This is a genomic window from Oscillibacter sp., from assembly GCF_032018205.1.
Classification (GTDB): domain Bacteria; phylum Bacillota; class Clostridia; order Oscillospirales; family Oscillospiraceae; genus Oscillibacter.
Genome location: NZ_DALZOY010000001.1, coordinates 1 through 17,985, shown reverse-complemented (window position 1 = coordinate 17,985; position 17,985 = coordinate 1). Strand labels below are relative to the sequence as shown.

At 58.8% G+C, this 17,985-nt stretch carries 12 protein-coding genes and 1 riboswitch; of the genes, 6 read left to right on the top strand and 6 right to left on the bottom strand.

The features are described from left to right. Positions 1-42: 42 nt before the first annotated feature. Positions 43-1,293 (bottom strand): amidohydrolase family protein, encoded by a 1,251-nt coding sequence (locus tag RTU96_RS00060; protein WP_312634219.1) that lies wholly within the window; start codon positions 1,291-1,293, stop codon positions 43-45. 54 nt (positions 1,294-1,347) lie between these two features. Then, positions 1,348-1,448, bottom strand: a riboswitch (purine riboswitch). Between the two features lie 193 nt (positions 1,449-1,641). On the opposite strand from RTU96_RS00060, the gene RTU96_RS00055 reads away from it, so the two are divergent. Beyond that, on the top strand, positions 1,642-2,403 hold the full coding sequence (locus RTU96_RS00055) for a ZIP family metal transporter (RefSeq protein ID WP_312634218.1): 762 nt from the start codon (positions 1,642-1,644) through the stop codon (positions 2,401-2,403). 55 nt (positions 2,404-2,458) lie between these two features. Here RTU96_RS00055 and RTU96_RS00050 read toward each other — a convergent pair whose 3' ends face one another. The 4 genes from RTU96_RS00050 to RTU96_RS00035 form a co-directional block, all read right to left on the bottom strand. Then, on the bottom strand, positions 2,459-3,727 hold the full coding sequence (locus RTU96_RS00050) for a competence/damage-inducible protein A (protein ID WP_312634217.1): 1,269 nt from the start codon (positions 3,725-3,727) through the stop codon (positions 2,459-2,461). Between the two features lie 2 nt (positions 3,728-3,729). Next, the gene (locus RTU96_RS00045; protein ID WP_312634216.1) at positions 3,730-3,936 is read right to left on the bottom strand and encodes a hypothetical protein; all 207 of its coding nucleotides are present in this window, start codon (positions 3,934-3,936) and stop codon (positions 3,730-3,732) included. Beyond that, a complete protein-coding gene (gene thiI / locus RTU96_RS00040; protein WP_312634215.1) occupies positions 3,933-5,120 on the bottom strand; it encodes a tRNA uracil 4-sulfurtransferase ThiI in 1,188 nt (395 codons plus the stop codon). Before thiI ends, RTU96_RS00045 begins: the two co-directional genes overlap by 4 nt. A 152-nt stretch (positions 5,121-5,272) precedes the next feature. Then, positions 5,273-6,790 carry a YifB family Mg chelatase-like AAA ATPase gene (locus tag RTU96_RS00035; RefSeq protein ID WP_312634214.1) on the bottom strand — a complete coding sequence of 506 codons (1,518 nt, stop codon included), beginning with the start codon at positions 6,788-6,790 and terminating at the stop codon, positions 5,273-5,275. A gap of 370 nt (positions 6,791-7,160) precedes the next feature. Between RTU96_RS00035 and nifJ the strand changes: the two genes are divergently transcribed. After that, positions 7,161-10,820, top strand: a complete 3,660-nt coding sequence (gene nifJ, locus RTU96_RS00030) for a pyruvate:ferredoxin (flavodoxin) oxidoreductase (RefSeq protein WP_312634213.1) — start codon at positions 7,161-7,163, stop codon at positions 10,818-10,820. A gap of 166 nt (positions 10,821-10,986) precedes the next feature. Here nifJ and RTU96_RS00025 read toward each other — a convergent pair whose 3' ends face one another. Next, on the bottom strand, positions 10,987-12,423 hold the full coding sequence (locus RTU96_RS00025) for a sigma 54-interacting transcriptional regulator (RefSeq protein WP_312634212.1): 1,437 nt from the start codon (positions 12,421-12,423) through the stop codon (positions 10,987-10,989). A 394-nt stretch (positions 12,424-12,817) separates the two neighbouring features. Between RTU96_RS00025 and RTU96_RS00020 the strand changes: the two genes are divergently transcribed. The 4 genes from RTU96_RS00020 to RTU96_RS00005 all read left to right on the top strand — a co-directional run bounded on the left by RTU96_RS00020 (position 12,818) and on the right by RTU96_RS00005 (position 17,904). Then, on the top strand, positions 12,818-13,594 hold the full coding sequence (locus tag RTU96_RS00020) for an enoyl-CoA hydratase-related protein (RefSeq protein ID WP_312634211.1): 777 nt from the start codon (positions 12,818-12,820) through the stop codon (positions 13,592-13,594). A gap of 45 nt (positions 13,595-13,639) precedes the next feature. Then, on the top strand, positions 13,640-15,196 hold the full coding sequence (locus tag RTU96_RS00015) for a CoA-transferase (RefSeq protein ID WP_312634210.1): 1,557 nt from the start codon (positions 13,640-13,642) through the stop codon (positions 15,194-15,196). Between the two features lie 67 nt (positions 15,197-15,263). Further along, the gene (locus RTU96_RS00010) at positions 15,264-16,742 is read left to right on the top strand and encodes a 4-hydroxyphenylacetate 3-hydroxylase N-terminal domain-containing protein (RefSeq protein ID WP_312634209.1); all 1,479 of its coding nucleotides are present in this window, start codon (positions 15,264-15,266) and stop codon (positions 16,740-16,742) included. Positions 16,743-16,767: 25 nt separating this feature from the next. After that, positions 16,768-17,904 (top strand): acyl-CoA dehydrogenase, encoded by a 1,137-nt coding sequence (locus RTU96_RS00005; protein WP_312634208.1) that lies wholly within the window; start codon positions 16,768-16,770, stop codon positions 17,902-17,904. Positions 17,905-17,985 lie beyond the last annotated feature (81 nt).

Here is a 17,985-nt window from a genome sequence, read left to right as displayed (position 1 = left end):
TTCGGATATGAAATCCATAGTTTCCGGTATTGCCCGGCGCCTTTACAAAACTCTGCGCCCCGCGCTCCAAACCGCCCGCACGGCCCCTTCCTGCCTGCGGCAGACCGCCCGGGTCAGCCGTTCCTCCGCCGTGCGCAGCGGAGGCAGGGCCCCGTCATCCAGCACCATGGCGTGGAGCGGTTCCCCCACGGCAAAGCCGGGTTCGCCGCCAAAAAACGCCGCGCCTGCGGAGGTAGCCAGATACCAGCCCTCCGCCACGGAGAGGGCATCCGTCTTCCAATTGTCCAGAATGCGGCGGGCCTTGGAGGCCCGGATGGTAGAGGCGGTCACATCGAACATGGAGACCGTGTCCCCTCCTGCGATGTCGCTGCCCAATGCCACCTTAACGCCCTCGTTCAAAAGCGCCCGCACAGGGGCCACGCCGGAACAGAGGTTCAGATTGGAGTCCGCGCAGTGGACGGCGGTCACGCCTGCCTCCCGCATAGCCCGCCGCTCCCGCTCATCGGAAAAAACGCAGTGGGCCATCACGGTACGCTGGTTCCAAAGGCCGTATTTGGCATAGGTCTGCCAGTACTGCCCGCAGTCCGGGTGCAATTTGCACACCCACGCCTGCTCTGCCTGATTCTCCGAAAGGTGAGACTGCACGGGCAGATTCTGCTCCGCCGCCAGCTTCCCCAGAAAGGCCATCAGTTCGTCGGTGCAGGAGGGCGTAAACCGGGGTGTAAGGATGGGTTTTATATGGGTAAATTGTCCGCACTCGTCCAGCCAGTGAAGCGTTTCCTTTATGGATCCCTCCGTGGTTTCCTGCAAGCTTTCGCCGCCGTTGCGGTCCATGTTCACCTTGCCCACATAGCCGGTAACTCCGGCCGCTTCCAGCTCCTCCATCAAAATCAGCGTGGCTTTCCGGTGGAGAGAGGAAAACATGCACACCCGGGTAGTCCCGTTTCGGATCAGCTCCAGTGCCAGCGCACGATACTGCTCCCGGGCGTACTGTTCATCGGCAAAGCGGGCCTCTGTGGGGAAAGTATAGGCATTCAGCCACTCCAGCAAGGGCAAATCCATGCCGGTGCCCAGCATGGGGTACTGGGGGCCGTGGAGATGGAGGTCCGTAAAGGATTGGGTAATCAGGCAGTCCCCAAAATCCTCCACGGGTGCGCCGGCGTACCGCTCCGGCAGCTCGTCGAACACGCCGGTAATCACGCCGTCCTCCAGAACGAGACAGCCGGGGGTGTGAACCTCCAGCTTGCCAAGGGATGGAGCGGAGACAAGGATGCCTTTTACAATGGAGGTCATAAAATCGCTTCCTTTCCAAAAGTCCGACAGAACGAAAAAAGCGTCCGTCTGCACTCCAGCGCAGCGGACACCCATAGCAGAGCCTTTCGGCGGCTCCGTAGAAACTTTCGCACCGTTTCCAGCGAAATTATATGAGCCTTTTCAGTTTTCTGCCTCAACACAAGAGAACAGCTTCACAATAGCACAGTTTTTCGCGGATTGCAAGCCCCGTCACACCCGCCGCCCATTCCGCTTATACTGGTGCATATGGGCGGTGTCCCGCCTAGCGGAAAAGCGGGGCAATTTGCCCGCAATCCGGCTTCGGACTTCCGGCAGCGGGCAGGCGTCTTGAAAGGTGGGTACCATTACATGATTCAGCCGCTTTTGTGGGCGGCGGCGGGAACGGGGTTTACCTTTGCCATGACCTCGCTGGGCGCCGCCACAGTCTTCTTCTTTCGTGACATACCAAATGACAAAATCCAGCGGGTACTGCTGGGCTTCGCCGCAGGCGTGATGACCGCCGCGTCGGTGTGGAGTCTGCTGCTTCCGGCCATTGAACAAGCAGCGGCATGGCGCATTCCCGGCTGGGTCCCGGCAGCGGGGGGAATGCTGCTGGGCGTGATCTTTCTGGCGGCGTTGGACGCGCTGCTCCCCCGGCTCCGGCGGGAGCGGGAAATTGCGGACCCCGGCTGGAAGCAAACCGTTCTGCTGACCACCGCGATCACCCTGCACAACATTCCGGAGGGAATGGCGGTGGGTCTCGCCTTCGCCCTTGCGGCGCAGGGCGAAAGTTTCGCGGGCGCGGCGGCTCTGGCCATCGGCATCGGCATTCAAAACTTCCCCGAGGGCGCGGCCATTTCCCTGCCTCTGCGCCAGAAAGGCTGGAGCCGACTGCGCTCTTTCGCGGGCGGCGCTCTTTCCGGCATTGTGGAGCCATTGTTCGGCGTGGCGGTGGTGCTGGTGGCGGCAGGCGTTCGTCCTCTGATGCCGTGGCTTTTAAGCTTTGCGGCAGGGGCGATGCTGTATGTGGTGGTGGAGGAGCTGGTTCCTCAGGCCCACAGCCGTGCCGGAACCTGCGGCTTTGTGGTGGGCTTTCTTATCATGATGGTGCTGGACGTTGCGCTGGGATAAGCCGAGCGCAAAACGGACGCAGGGAGTTTCCCTGCGTCCGCCGGTTTTTATCCAATTATTTTTCCCGCGTCGGTTCCAGTGGGAGGTCCGTGAGATACCGCCGCACCATGTCCAGACCGGTGTTCGCCGCCAATGCGCGGATGCGCTCCCGCTTCCGCCGTCCCAGCATAAGCTTTCGGCAAAAGGTTCCCTTCGGTGTGCACAGCCCTAGATACACAAGCCCCACGGGGTTACCTCGGTCGTCCGCGTCCGGACCCGCCACACCCGTGACGGAAATCCCGATCTCCGCGCCGGTGACGGCGCAAATACCCTCTGCCATAGCCCGGGCCACAGGCTCGGACACCGCGCCAAACTCGTCCAGCAGTGCCCACGGCACGCCCAGCACGTCCGCTTTTACGGACGTCCAATAGGACACCACGCCGCCCCGGTACACGGCAGATACTCCCGGCAGCTCCGTCATCCGCTGGGCCAGCAGCCCACCGGTGCACGACTCCGCCGTTGCAAGGCTCAGTTTCCGTTCCTGCAAAAGCTTCTTGCACGCCTCCTCCAGCGAGGAGACGTCCACCCCGTAGATCACGTCTCCAAGAGCTTTCTTCACCTCGTCCACCACGGGGGCAAGCATCTCCTCCGCCTCGTCACAGGTTTTGGCTTTGGCGGTCACCCGCAGGCACATTTCGGCGGGCTTTGCATAGGTGGCAAGGCTGGGATTCTTCATCTGGGACATTTTATCCCGCAAAAGCTGGTCCACGGCGGACTCTCCTATCCCGAAGCACAGAATATCGCGGGAGAGAAGTACTTCGTCGGACAGGCCCCGCAGATACGGTTCCACATGGCGGTGAAGCATGGCTTCGCACTCCTCGGGCGGTCCGGGCAGCATCAGCACATGGACGCCGTCTTCGTAAAAGGCGCAGCCGGGGGCAGTCCCCACGGGATTGTCAAATACCGTGCAGCCCTCCGGCAGCTCCGCCTGCCGCAAATTGTTCTCCGGCATGGGGACGCGGAACACGGTTTCATAAAGTGCGCGAAGCTCTTCGGCAATATCCGCACGGAATGTCAGCCTGCGCCCAAAGGCCCGGCAGACAATTTCCTTGGTGAGGTCGTCATAGGTCGGCCCCAGCCCGCCCACGGTGATGAGGACGTTCGCCCGTTTTCGGGCGACGTCCAGCGCCTCTTCCAGCCGTCCGGGGTTATCCCCCACTACGGTGTGCCAAAACACGTTGATGCCCAATCCGGACAAGCTCTGGGAGATCATTTGAGCATTGGTATTTGCAATGCTGCCAAGCAGCAGCTCGGTCCCCACGGCAAGAATTTCAGCGGAAAGCATTATCACTCAGAGCCCTTCTTATTGGATTTTTCGTCTGTGTGCCGCACCTTGAAATCGTTAATCAACTTGATTGTTCCGGCAAAAAAGCTCAGGCCGGCTGTCACGAGATAAAGCGCCTGAAAGTCGTTTCTCAATGCCACCACCAGCCAGATTGCCCCCGCCGCGAAAAACAGCGCGGCGGCGCCCAAATTCTTCCCTGCGCATTTCACGGCTTTACACGAATTCTTTCCCGCCCCGCCATGGCTTCGCTCATCAGACCCTCGATGTCCAGCACCGCTTCGGCCGCCCGAACGTCCTCCAGATTGGGTCGGGTGCTGGGATGCCGGGGCGTGAACACGGTGCAGCAGTCCTCATAGGGGAGAATGGACGTTTCATAGCAGCCAATTTCGCGGGAAAGGCGGATAATCTCCACCTTGTCCATGCCGATGAGGGGCCGCAGGACGGGCAGCGTGGTCACATCCTCCGTCACTCCAAGAGCGGGCAATGTCTGGCTTGCCACCTGCCCCAGAGACTCGCCGGTAATCAGCGCCCCTGCGTGGACGCTCCGTGCAACCTTTTCGGAAAGGCGCATCATAAACCGGCGCATAATGAGGGTGAAGTATTCCTCGGGGCAGTGCTTGCGGATTTCCTCCTGAATTTTGGTGAAGGGAACGATATGCACCGTCAGCCGCCCGCACCACGCCGTCAGAAGTCTTGCAAGCTCCAGCACCTTGTCCTGCGCCTGCTGGGAGGTATAGGGCGGGGAGACAAAGTGAACCATCTCCAACTGCACGCCCCGGCGGGCCATCATCCACGAGGACACCGGCGAGTCGATTCCGCCGGACAAAAGACTCACCGCCGTGCCGCCCATGCCAATGGGCAGGCCCCCCGCGCCGGGAGCGGCGGGCGCGTGGACATACGCCGCCTTTTCCCGAATCTCCACATGCACCGTCAAATCCGGCTTGTGGACATCCACAGCCACATTGGGAAACCGCTCCCCCAGAAGGCCGCCCACGGCCTGAGAAATCTGAATGGAATTCAGGCGGAACAGCTTGTCCGCCCGTTTGGACTCCACCTTAAAGGTCCTCGCCGCCGCAAATTCATCCTTCAAATATGCCGCCGCCGTTTCAAAGATGGCGTCCACGTCCTTTTCGCAGGGAACGGCCCGGGCCACATTCACCACGCCGAACACCTGGCGGCAGGCAGTCAGCGCCTCCGCCATGTCGCAGTCCTCACTTCTGGGCTCCACGTAAATGGTGCTCTGGCGCAGAGTTACGTTGAAACTGCCGCAGTGGCGCAGGCGGCGGCTGACGTTGCCCACCAGCTTGTCCTCAAAGGTATGGCGGTTCAGCCCTTTCAGGACCACCTCGCCCAACTTCAGCAGGAAAATTTCCCGCGTGTCTTGGTTTGTCATAGAACCCTCCGATTGGTTGAATTGAAATATTTGGGTGAAGCCCTGATAAAAGGCACTTTTCACCGCAGTGCGCGGCTTGACAGGACCCAGCCTGTCTCAAGATGACAGGGCTTTATTCCGACGGCGGCAGTCCGGCCCTGCTAAAAGGACGCTCAGCCTCTTAAAATCTCCGTGTTGCGGTACTGCACGGCCTCGGCCAGATGGGACGCTTCGATGCGTTCCGATCCTTCCAAATCCGCGATGGTGCGCGCCACCCGCAGCACTCGGTCGTGGGACCGGGCGGTGAGGCCCATCCGCTCGAAAGCGGATTTCATCAGTTTGTCTCCCGCTGCGTCCAATCCGCAGAAAGCGGCCAGCATGGAGGGCGGAAGCTGGGCGTTGCAGGTCACGTTCGTCCCCGCATAGCGGGCAAGCTGGACCGCTCGCGCCGCCAACACCCGCTCTCGCACAGCGGCGGAATCCTCCGGCGCGGTCTTGCGCCGCAGGGCCTCGTATTCAACCGACGGCACGTTGATGTGTAAATCAATGCGATCCAGCAAAGGGCCGGAGATTTTCTCCACGTACTTCTCTACGTCCCGTGATGAGCAGGTACACTTCCCGGTTGGGTGCCCCTTCCAGCCGCAGCGACAGGGGTTCATGGCACAAATCAACTGGAACCCGGCAGGCAGGCGCAGGGTTCCCCCCGCCCGGGCCACGGTGACTTCCCCGTCCTCTAAAGGCTGGCGCATGGCTTCCAGCACGTCCCGGTGAAATTCCGGAAGCTCGTCTAAAAATAAAACGCCGTTGTGAGCCAGAGACATCTCCCCCGGCCGCAAAGCCGGACCGCCGCCACTGAGAGCCACGGCGGAAGAGGTATGATGTGGCGCACGAAAAGGGCGGCGGGACAAAAGTGGCCTACCCGGGTCCGTCAGCCCCGCCACAGACCAGATGCCGGAGACGGCCAAAGCCTCGTCCCGGGTCATATCCGGCAGGATGGAGGGCAGGCGCTTTGCCAGCATAGACTTTCCCGAGCCGGGAGAGCCGATCAACAGCAGATTGTGCCCCCCGGCGGCGGCAATCTCCAGCGCCCGCTTTACATTCTCCTGCCCCATCACGTCCCGCAAATCCGGCAGGGCCTCCGTCTCCTCCTCCGGAAGCCAAGGCTCCGCCGGAGCAAGGGGCGTTTCGCCGCGAAGGTGGGCCACCAGCGCGGCAACATCCGCCACGCCGTAAACCGTCAGCCCCCCGGCAAGGGTGGCCTCTGCGGCGTTTTCTGCCGGGACAAAAAGTTGCTTCACTCCCGCGTCCCGCGCGGCCATAGCCATGGGCAGCACGCCGCTAACCCCCCGCACCGCACCGGTAAGGGACAGCTCGCCCAGAAATGCAGCGTCGGACGGAAGCCGTTTTAGTTCCTCCGCCGCGGCCAGAATGCCGATAAAAATAGGTAAATCGTATACCGTTCCCGCCTTTTTCCGGTTGGCGGGAGCCAGATTCACCGTGATGCGGCTGACGGGAAATTTCACTCCGCAGTTTTTCACCGCCGCCTGGACCCGCTCCCGGGCCTCCCGCACGGCGGCGTCCGGCAGGCCCACGATGTCAAACGCGGGCAGTCCCCCGGAGAGAAAGCACTCCGCGCTCACCTCGTAGCCGGAAATTCCGTTCAGCCCCAGTGAGCGGATGGACACAACCATGGGTCCACCTCCTAAATCAATTGACGGTAACACCGGGTAAAATACCCGCCCGGACAAGCTCCGCCGCCGTGCGAGGTATGACAAGCGGCAAAGAAGCAGACAGGTAGAAGCTCTCACCAAAAGCAAAAATATTTTACCACAAAACGACGAAGATGGAAACCCTCCCACAAAAAAAGTGTTCAAAAATTGAGAGTTCTTTTGGCCTTTCCGCAGAAAAACAAGATTTTGCCCATAGAATCACAAGGTAAATGTTTACATGACAAAATCACGGTGCTATAATGACTTTGCACGGATATCGTTCGGGAAAGCGGATTCGTGGCTTCGTTAAAATGCCGCCGCTTGCGGGCGGCAACAATTAGGAGGTAAGCTTATGGCAAGAAAATTTAAGTCCATGGACGGTAATAACGCCGCTGCTTATGTCAGCTACGCGTTTACCGAAGTGGCGGGAATCTATCCGATTACCCCGTCGTCCCCCATGGCAGACTTGGTGGACCAGTGGTCCGCCGCTGGGCAGAAAAACATCTTCGGCACCAAGGTTAAGGTGGTGGAGATGCAGTCCGAGGCGGGCGCCTCCGGCACCGTCCACGGCTCCCTGACTGCCGGCGCCCTGACCACCACCTACACCGCCTCTCAGGGCTTGCTGCTGATGATCCCCAACATGTATAAGATGGCAGGCGAACTGCTGCCCGCTGTGTTTCATGTCTCCGCCCGAACGGTTTCCACCCACGCGCTGAACATCTTCGGCGACCATTCCGACGTGATGGCCTGCCGGGCCAGCGGCTTTGCCCTGCTGTGCGAGGGCAACGTGCAGGAGGTCATGGATCTCAGCCCCGTGGCCCATCTGGCCTCGATTGAGGGCCGCGTTCCTTTTGTGAACTTCTTCGATGGCTTCCGTACCTCTCACGAGGTGCAGAAGGTTGCCGTGTGGGATTATGAAGACCTGAAGGAAATGTGCAACATGGGCTCTGTGGACGCGTTCCGTAAGCACGCATTGAACCCCGAGCGCCCCACCACCCGCGGCTCTCACGAGAACGGAGATATCTTCTTCCAGCACCGTGAAGCCTGCAACCAATATTATGACGCGCTGCCCGCCGTGGTTGAAAAATACATGGGCAAGATCAACGAGAAGCTGGGCACCGATTATCAGCTCTTCAACTACTATGGCGCGGCTGACGCCGACCGCGTGATCATTGCCATGGGCTCCATCTGCGACGTGACCGAGGAGGTCATCGACTATCTCAATGCACACGGCGAGAAGGTCGGCCTTTTGAAGGTGCGGCTGTACCGTCCCTTTGCCCCCGAGAAAATGCTGGCCGCCATCCCTGCCACGGCGAAGAAGATCGCCGTGCTGGACCGCACCAAGGAGCCCGGCTCTCAGGGCGAGCCTCTGTATATGGACGTGGTCACCGCCTTTGCAAACGCCGGCCGCGAAGCCGAGATCATCGGCGGCCGGTATGGCCTTGGCAGCAAGGACACCCCGCCCCGCAGCGTCTTCGCCGTGTATGAAGAGCTGCAAAAGGCCCAGCCCCGCCGCCAGTTTACCATCGGCATCGTGGACGACGTTACCAATCTCAGCCTGCCTGAGAAGGACGTGCCCTCCACCGCCGCTGCGGGAACCATCGAGTGCAAGTTCTGGGGCCTTGGCGGCGACGGTACCGTGGGCGCCAACAAAAACTCCATCAAGATTATCGGCGATCACACCGATAAGTATATTCAGGCCTATTTCCAGTACGACTCCAAGAAGACCGGCGGCGTGACCATCAGCCACCTGCGCTTCGGTGACAAGGCCATCCGCAGCCCGTACTATATCAACAAGGCCGACTTTGTGGCCTGCCATGTTCCCGCCTATATCACCAAGGGCTTCCCCATCGTGCGGGACGTGAAGCCCGGCGGCACCTTCTTCATCAACTGCCAGTGGAGCGATGAGGAGCTGGCCGAGAAGCTGGATGCCGCTTCCAAGCGCTATATCGCCGAGAACAACATTCAGGTCTATACCATCGACGCCATTGACCTGGCCGCCAAAATCGGCATGGGCAAGCGCACCAACACCATTCTTCAGTCCGCATTCTTCTCTCTGGCAAAGGTTCTTCCCGGAGAAGAGGCCATGGGCTATATGAAAGACGCCGCCACCCACTCCTACCTGAAAAAGGGACAGGACGTGGTGGATATGAACCACAAGGCCATCGACATGGGCGCCACCGCCTACAAGAAGTTTAACGTCCCCGCCGACTGGAAGGACGCAGCAAAGGCCACCGAAGCCAGACGGGCCGAGGGCGCGCCCGCGCTTGTCAAGCAGGTGGAGGACATTCTGTGGCCCGTGGGCAAGATGGACGGCGACAGCCTGCCCGTCTCCGCCTTCCTGCCGCATGTGGACGGCCAGTTTGAGCTGGGCGCAGCCGCTTACGAGAAGCGCGGCGTCGCCGTCAGCGTTCCCACCTGGGATCAGGTGAAGTGCATCCAGTGCAACCAGTGCTCCTATGTCTGCCCCCATGCCACCATCCGTTCCTTTGCTCTGACGGAGGAAGAGGCCGCTGCCGCTCCCGCCGCCATGAAGATGGCCGACGTGAAGGTGGGCAAGGGCAAGGGCGTTTACAAGTTCGCCATTTCCATCTCTCCGCTGGACTGCATGGGCTGCGGCGTTTGCGTGAAGCAGTGCCCCGCCGGTGCGCTGAGCATGGTTCCTCAGGAGCAGGAGGCTCCCCAGCAGGAGGTCTTTAACTACTGCGTCTCCGAGGTCTCCATCAAGAAGGACATGCAGGACAACACCGTCAAGGGCAGCCAGTTCCGCCAGCCTCTGCTGGAATTCTCCGGCTCCTGCGCCGGCTGCGCCGAAACCAGCTATGCCCGTCTGGTCACCCAGTTGTACGGCGACCGGATGTATATTGCCAACGCCACCGGCTGCTCCTCTATCTGGGGCGGTCCCGCAGCCACCTCTCCTTACTGCGTGAACAAGGAGGGCCACGGCCCCGCGTGGGCAAACTCCCTGTTTGAGGACAATGCGGAGTTCGGCCTTGGCATGTATCTGGGCCAGAACGCCATTCGCAACAGCCTGAAGGAAAAGACACAGGCCCTCATCGCCGTGGAATACGCGCAGCCTTCCGTGAAGGCCGCGGCACAGGCGTGGCTTGACGCGATGGGCGACAGTGCCGCCAGTGCCGAGACGTCCGAGAAGTATATCGCCGCTTTGAAGTGCAGTATTCTGGGTGTGGATGAGGCTGTCGAATTTATGAGCAGCCCCGTCGCCAAGGAGAAATTCGGCGCGCAGCAGGTTGAAATGCTGGAGCACATGAAGGGGCTGAAGGCTGCGGGCAAGACCCAGTGCGACTGCGAAGCCTGCACGCTGGCCTCCGAGATTTTGGCCCAGAGCGAGTATCTCACCAAGAAATCCACTTGGATCTTCGGCGGTGACGGCTGGGCCTATGACATCGGCTTCGGCGGTTTGGACCACGTTCTGGCCTCTGGCAACGACGTGAACGTCTTCGTCTTCGATACCGAGGTTTATTCCAACACCGGCGGTCAGGCTTCCAAGGCCTCCAGCATCGGTCAGGTTGCTCAGTTCGCCGCCGCCGGCAAGGAAGTTAAGAAGAAGTCTCTGGCCGAGATCGCCATGAGCTATGGCTATGTGTACGTGGCGCAGGTGGCCATGGGCGCCAACCCCGCCCAGACCCTCAAGGCCATTCAGGAGGCCGAGGCCTATCCCGGCCCGTCCCTCATCATCGGCTATTCCCCCTGCGAGATGCACTCCATCAAGGGCGGCATGACCAACTGCCAGGTGGAGATGAAGAAGGCCGTGGAGTGCGGCTACTGGAACCTGTTCCGGTTCAACCCCGCCGCCGAAGGCGCGAAGTTTACTCTGGACTCCAAGGAGCCCGCAGGCGGCTATCAGGACTTCCTGATGAGCGAGGCCCGGTATTCCCGCTTGACCCGCGAGTTCCCGGACCGTGCCGACAGCCTGTTCGCCAGAAGCGAGGACGCCGCCAAGGCGCGCTATGACAAGCTGGTGAAGCTGAAGTCCCTGTACGCCGAGTAAGGTTCGGTTTTTCGCGGCTCAGGCTTACCAAAAAGCGCCGCTCCGTGGAAGGCCATCTTCTCTAATTTAAAACGGAGGCTCCCGGCTTAAAAGCCGGGAGCCTCCGTTATTACTAAAAAAATCTGCAAACCCCACCGTTTCCCGCAGACTTGCGAACTCCGCTGCCTTACCTGACGTATTTTGCAATTTTGCGCACTGCGGTGGCCTGCGAGATGCCCAGCCGCTTCGCAACACCCACGGTCGTACCCATAAGTCCGTAGGCCTCCCGCACAATCTGACCCTCGTAGGCGTCCAACCGTTCCTGTAATGTTGCGGAGTGAGCTGTCCTCCCATCCTCCGCCGGGGCAGTTTGGGCAGCAAATTCGGAGGGCAGCGCGGACACGTCGATCACCGGGTCCTGCACCGTAATGGCCAGACGCTCCATCAGGTTTTCCAACTGGCGGACGTTTCCGGGCCATGGGTACATCTCCAGAAAGTTTAAAAATCTGGGGCTGAAGGTCAGTTCCTTCCGATACTCCCGGTTAAACCGCGTCAGGAACTGATAGGCCATGGGCAGCACGTCCTCCTTCCGCTCCCGCAGGGGCGGAATCTGCATCCGAATCACGTTGAGCCTGTAAAACAGATCCGATCGAAACAGCCCGTCCGCCACATCCTTCTCAAGATTCCGGTTCGTAGCCACGATCAGCCGGAAATCCAGCACGATCTTCCGATTTCCGGAAACACGCTCAATGGTCTTTTCCTGAATCAATTGCAGCAGCTTGGACTGCAATGCCGTAGGCAGCTCCCCAATCTCGTCGAGAAACAGCGTTCCGTGGTTGGCCAGCTCAATCTTTCCGATTTTACCCCCGGAGGACGCGCCCGTGAACGCGCCCTTCTCATAGCCGAACAGCTCCGACTCAATGAGATTTTCATGCAGCACGGCGCAGTTGACCTCAATGAACGGGCCGGTGGAAAAATCGCTCATTTTATGAATCATTTTTGCGATGGCGCTCTTGCCCACGCCCGTCTCTCCCGTAATCAAAATGTTGGCCCGGGTGTTGGCGGTATTTTGCATCAGGATGAGGAGCTTTTGCATCGGGGGGCTTTTGAACAGCAGGTCTGCCGCCGCCATGTTCTTTGCCCGCAGATCCGCCAGTTCCTGAGAATATTGCTGCACAGATTCCTGAAGCCGCTGGTAACTGCGCTGGATGGTGTTGATCTGCTCCATAGACAGCGTGTTGAAGCAGGCGGCATACTTAAGTTTGCCCTGATTGTCAAACAAGGGAATCCCCACGGTCAACACATTCTTATTGATATGGTTTACCGTCTGCACCGTCATGATCTTCCGCTTCTCACGAATAATCTGCGCGGTAATGCAGGGCTGAAAGGTCCCGTCCTTCTCCAGGTCAAACACCGATTTCCCCACAATGGAACCGGGCGCAAATCCAAAGTTTTTTTCATAGGACTTGCTCACCCGCAGAATCGTTCCGTCCGCGGCGGAAAGCATCATGTCGTCTGCGGAAACCAAATTGTTTTCCGGATTGATGATTTCAAAAAGCCCTTGCAAATTGATGTCCTGTTCGGCCAGGAAATCCTGTATATCCATTCCCTGGTACCCACTCATATCGATCAAACTCCTCTCAGCCCTCCTATGCTTTTTCTATTCATTTATGATTGTATCATATTCACAAATGAATAGAAAGAGAGAAAAACTACTTTTTAACGTTTACATAGCCAAATTTCATTCTCGAATTTTGTACAAATGCACAAATTACTGATGACTTAATTTGTTTTAACTTTATTCGCTTTTGAATTGCAACTTCTTTTTTACCGAAAAGTTTCTGTAAAATCAGCTAATCTTGTAAAATTTTGTTGCATATGCCACCAAGGTCTTCCAAATACTTTGTGAATCCTTTTTAAACTCTTGTAATTTCCATTGCTTTTCTGGCACGTATTTTGCTAGAATATAAAGCAGAAGGATTCGCTCAATCAAAACGCATTGAAAAGGAGGGTTTTAATTGTACACTACTATTCGCTATGAAGTAAAAGACAGTGTAGGAATTGCCACCATTAACCGGCCCGAAGCTTTGAACGCCCTGAATTCCACGGTGATCGAGGAGCTTTCGGCACTGGTAAACGAAATAGAGAACGACAACGCACTGCGGGCGCTCGTGATCACCGGAGAGGGCCGCTCTTTTGTTGCCGGAGCCGACATTGCCGAGCAGTGCCCCCTGGATTTGGCCGGAGGACGGGCTTGGGGCCGCAGGGGTTCCGCTCTGTTCCGCAAAATTGAGCTGCTGGAGATTCCCACCATTGCTGCGGTAAACGGCTTTGCTCTGGGCGGCGGCTGCGAGCTGGCCATGGCCTGCGACATTATTCTCGCCTCTGAAAAGGCAAAATTCGGCCAGCCCGAGGTGGGCCTTGGCATCACTCCGGGCTTTTCCGGCACCCAGCGTCTGGCGCGCCGTATCGGCGCGGCAAGAGCCAAGGAGCTGATTTTCTCCGGCAAGATGATCAAAGCCGACGAGGCAAAAGAAGTGGGTCTTGTCAACGCCGTCCACGCCCCTGAGGCGCTGATGGACGCTGCTCTGGAGATGGCGCAGTCCTTTGCGAAAAACGCGCCCATTGCCGTCAAATACTCCAAGGCCTGCATCGACCGGGGTCTTCAGACGGATTTGGACAGCGGCATCGCCATGGAGAACGAGCTGTTTGCCATGTGCTTTGGTACGGAGGATCAGAAAGAAGGCATGACCGCTTTCCTGGAAAAGCGCCCCGCACAGTTCAAAAACAAGTAAGCTGCCAACCTGCGTAATTTTAACAAATACGAGGGGTACATTGCCATGAAAAAGGTCAGGATTCTCACCGCTGAGCAGGCGGCTGAACTGGTCCGGGACGGAGACACCATCGCAACCGGAGGCTTTGTCAGCTGCGCCTGCCCCGAGGCGCTTTCCAAAGCGCTGGAGCAGCGGTTTCTGGAAACGGGCCACCCCCGGAATCTGACGCTGTTTTTCGCGGCTGGACAGGGCCATCGGGACGGCACCGGCGGCGACCATTTCGGTCACGAGGGCATGTTGCGCCGGGTGATCGGTGGCCACTGGGACCGGGCGCCAAGGCTTGGCGACCTTGCCCTTGCAAATAAAATCGAGGCGTATAACCTGCCGCAGGGCGTAATTTCCCATATGTACCGGGACATTGCGGGCCACAACATCGGCACCATTACCACCGTGGGGCTTTACACCTTTGTCGACCCCCGCAACGGCGGCGGCAAGCTGAACGAGCACACCAAGGAGGATTTGGTCAAGGTCATCCAGATTGAAGGTCAGGAACGCCTGCTCTACAAGTCCTTCCCCATCAACGTGGTATTCCTGCGGGCAAGCTATGCCGATGAATACGGCAACTGCACCGTCCACCGGGAAATTGGCCCCATCGACGTGACCGCCATGGCACAGGCCTGCAAAAACTCCGGCGGAAGAGTCATTGTTCAGGTTGAAAAGGTGGTGCAGGGCGGTTCTTTGGACCCGAAGCTTGTGGCCATTCCCGGCATCTACGTGGACTCCATTGTGGTGGGTTCCGTTCAGGACAACGAGCAGTGCCTTGGCATGCCCTATGACGGGGCGCTCACCGGCGAGTTCCGCATCCCCGTGGACGCCATTCCCGCGATTCCCTTGGACGCGAAAAAAATTATTGCCCGCCGGGCCGCCATGGAGCTGCCGCAGGACGCGGTGGTAAACCTCGGCACCGGCGCACCGGAGAAAATTGCCAATGTGGCTGCGGAGGAAGGCATTTCCGACCAGTTGACCCTGACGGTGGAGGCTGGTTCCATTGCTGGCATTCCCTACGGGGGAACCCAGTTTGGCGCGGCGGCAAACCCCATGGCGATTCTGCCTCATAACGTACAGTTCGATTTTTACCACGGCGGCGGACTGGACGCAGCTTTTCTGGGCCTTGCGGAGACGGCGCCCAGCGGCGATCTGAACGTCTCCAAGTTTGGCTCCCGTCTGGCCGGGGCCGGCGGCTTTATTGATATCACCCAAAACGCCAAAAAAGTTGTCTTCTGCGGCACATTTACCGCCAAGGGCCTTGAAACCGATTGCCGGGACGGCCATCTGGTGATTGCCCGTGAGGGCGCGAGAAAGAAATTTGTCAAAGAAGTGGAACATATTACCTTTTCAGGAAAGTATGCCCTCAAGACAGGTCAGCCGGTCTTGTATGTCACCGAGCGCGCAGTGTTCGAGCTGCGTCCCGAGGGCGTCACCCTCGTTGAGATTGCTCCCGGCGTGGATTTGCAGACGCAGGTCCTCGACCAGATGGAGTTTATCCCCAAGATCGCGGGAGACTTGAAGCTCATGGACGAGCGCATTTTCCGCGATGAACTGATGGGCCTTGTCAGCAAGTAATCCCTGTTCTTCATCGTCAAAGGTGAAGAACGTTTTATAACCGACTTATTACAGGAGGAATAAAAAAATGGCACTCAAAACAGGAAAAGAATATGTGGAAAGTCTGCGCCAACTGAAAACCCGTGTGTACATGTTTGGTGAGAAGATTGACAACTGGGTGGATCACCCCATGATTCGCCCCAGCATTAACTGTGTGGCCATGACGTACAGTCTGGCCCACGACCCCCGCTACACGGACCTGATGACGGTCAAATCCAGCCTGACGGGCAACACGATCAACCGCTTCACCCATCTTCACCAGTCCACCGAGGATTTGCTGAACAAGGTGAAAATGCAGCGCCTGCTGGGTCAGAAGACCGCAAGCTGCTTCCAGCGCTGCGTGGGCATGGACGCGTTCAACGCCGTGTTCTCCACCACCTTTGAAATTGACGAGGCCCACGGCACCTCCTACCATGAGAACTTCAAAAAGTTCCTCACCATGGTGCAGGACAACGACCTGACTGTGGACGGCGCCATGACCGACCCCAAGGGCGACCGGTCCAAGGCGCCCCACCAGCAGGCTGACCCCGACATGTACCTCCACGTGGTGGAGCGCCGGGACGACGGCATTGTGGTCTGCGGCGCTAAGGTTCACCAGACCGGCTCCGTCAACTCCCACTGGCACATCTTCATGCCCACCATCGCCATGGGTCCCGACGACAAGGACTGGGCCGTTTCCTTCGCCTGCCCAACCGACGTGGAAGGCATGTACATGATTTATGGCCGTCAGTCCTGCGACACCCGCAAGATGGAAAAGGACGCGGACGTGGATCTGGGCAATGCCCGCTTCGGCGGTCAGGAGGCTCTGGTGGTTTTGGACCATGTGTTCATTCCCAACGAGTACCTGTTCCTCAACGGCGAGCATGAGTTTGCCGGCATGATGGTGGAGCGCTTTGCCGGGTATCACCGCCAGAGCTACGGCGGCTGCAAGGTCGGCGTGGGCGACGTGGTCATCGGCGCGGCGGCGCTGGCGGCAGAGTACAACGGCGTGGAGAAGGCCAGCGCGGTGAAGGACAAGCTCATCGAGATGACCCACCTCAACGAGACGCTGTATTCCTGCGGAATCGCCTGCTCCTGCGAGGGCTGCCCCACCAAGGCGGGCAACTACCAGATTGACCTCCTGCTTGCCAACGTCTGCAAGCAGAACATTACCCGCTTCCCCTACGAGATCGTGCGTCTGGCGGAAGATATTGCCGGCGGCGCAATGGTCACCCTGCCCTCCGAGACGGACTTCAAGTCCGACACGGTGGTTGGGAACAACGGCGAAACCATCGGCGAAATCTGCCACAAGTTCTTTGCCACCAAGGAAGGCGTATCCGCCGAGGACCGGGCCCGCGTGTTCCGGTTCTTGGAAAACATCTGCTTGGGCTCCGCCGCTGTGGGTTACCGCACGGAATCCATGCACGGTGCGGGCTCTCCCCAGGCCCAGCGCGTCATGATTGCTCGTCAGGGCAACATCGAGGGCAAAAAAGAGCTGGCGAAATACATTGCCGGCATTCAGGACTAAAAAATTTAGAGCATAGGAGACTGACATGGATTTTGAATTGACACGAGAGCAGGAACTCATCCGGAAAATGACCCGTGAGTTCACCGAGAATGAGATCAAGCCTATCGCGGCCGAAACCGACCGTACCTGCAAGTATCCCAAGGAAACCATCGACCAGCTGTTCCGCTATGGCGTCATGGGCATGAGCGTACCCAAGGAGTACGGTGGTGCCGGCGCGGACGATCTGTCTGCCGCCATTGCCGTGGAGGAAATCTCCAAGGTCTGCGCGTCCACCGGTGACATTGTGGCTACCCACAACGGCCTGTGCTGCGGCCCCATCATCCAGAACGGCACCGAGGAGCAGAAGCAGAAGTATCTGCGCATGCTCACCACCGGCGGCAAGCTGGGCGCCTTCTGCCTCACCGAGCCTGACGCAGGCTCCGACGCCTCCAAGGGCACCACCGTCGCGGTACTGGACGGCGATCACTATGTCATCAACGGCTCCAAAATCTTCATCACCAACGGCTATGCCGCCGAGGTGTTTGTGGTCTTCGCCATGACCGACCCCTCCAAGGGCACCAAGGGCATCTCTGCCTTCATCGTGGAGAACACGTTCCCCGGCTTCTCCGTGGGTAAGCACGAGGAAAAGATGGGCCTGCACGGCTCCCCCACCGCCGAGATCGTGTTCACCGACTGCATCGTGCCGAAGGAGAACCTGCTGGGCAAAGAGGGCAAGGGCTTCAAGATCGCCATGCAGACGCTGGACGGCGGCCGTATCGGCATCGCCGCACAGGGCCTTGGTCTTGCTCAGGGCGCGATGGATGAGGCTGTTGCCTACACCAAGAGCCGCGTCCAGTTTGGCCGTCCCATCTCTAAGTTCCAGAACACCCAGTTCCTGTTCGCCGACATGGCTGTGTCCATCGAGGCGGGCCGCCTGCTGACCTATCAGGCCGCCATCCGCAAGACCAATGGCCAGTCCTTCACCAAGGAAGCCGCCATGGCCAAGCTGTTTACCTCCGAGGCTGCTATGCAGATCACCACTAAGTCTCTTCAGATGTTCGGCGGCTACGGCTATACCAAGGACTTCCCCATGGAGCGCATGATGCGTGACGCGAAGATCACCGAGATCTACGAGGGCACCTCCGAGATCCAGCGCGTGGTCATTTCCAACCACATTCTGTAAGGAGGCGCAAACAAATGAAAGTTATTGTATGTGTAAAGCAGGTACCCGATACCTCCGGGAAGGTGGCTGTGAATCCGGATG